Consider the following 726-nt stretch of genomic DNA (forward strand, 5'->3'; position numbering starts at 1 on the left):
CTGGACTTGCATCGAGAAAGTGGAGAGCTCTGTATGAAGCAGGAGGATCTCCATGCCGAAGACCCGTTTTACGAGAGAGTTTCAGGATGAGGCCGTCCGCCTCGTTTTGACGAGTGGGCGCTCCCAACGCGCGATCGCTGACGATCTAGGGGTGAACCGTTCAACACTCGCGCGCTGGATGGCGGAGCACCAGGACACACGGCCCTCGTCGGCCACCCCGCCCAATGAGGACGTTATGGACGAGCTCAAGCGCCTCCGTCGCGAGAACGAGGTGCTGCGCCAAGAGCGCGACATCCTCAAGAAGGCCACCGCTTTTTTCGTCAAGGAGGGAAGTCGATGAGGTTCACGTTCATCGATGCGGCGAAAGCGGAATTCCCCATCCAGCGCCTGTGCCAAGTTCTTGAGGTGAGCCAGAGCGGGTACTTTGCCTGGCGAAGTCGTCCGGCCTGCCAGCGTCAGCGCGACGATCTGGTGCTGCTCGCCCATGTCCGATCCGCCTTTAGAGAGTCGAAGGGCACCTATGGCAGCCCACGGATGACGCGCGAACTCCAGGATCAGGGCCTCCCAATCGGGCGCCGTCGGACGGCTCGACTGATGCGCGAGAATGGGCTCAAGGCCCGGCAGAAACGTCGCTTCAAACGCACCACTGACAGCCATCATGCCTTTCCGGTCGCTCCCAACCTGATCGAGCAGGACTTCTCGGCGGACCGTCCGAACCAGAAATGG

The 726-nt window shown here is 61.3% G+C and carries 1 pseudogene; it reads left to right on the plus strand.

Going from position 1 to position 726, the window contains the following annotated elements:
- Nucleotides 1-46: 46 nt before the first annotated feature.
- A pseudogene (locus JKG68_RS34130) lies at nt 47-726 on the plus strand (IS3 family transposase); the annotation flags it as partial.

The sequence above is a fragment of the Microvirga aerilata genome (genome assembly GCF_016743775.1).
Classification (GTDB): domain Bacteria; phylum Pseudomonadota; class Alphaproteobacteria; order Rhizobiales; family Beijerinckiaceae; genus Microvirga; species Microvirga aerilata.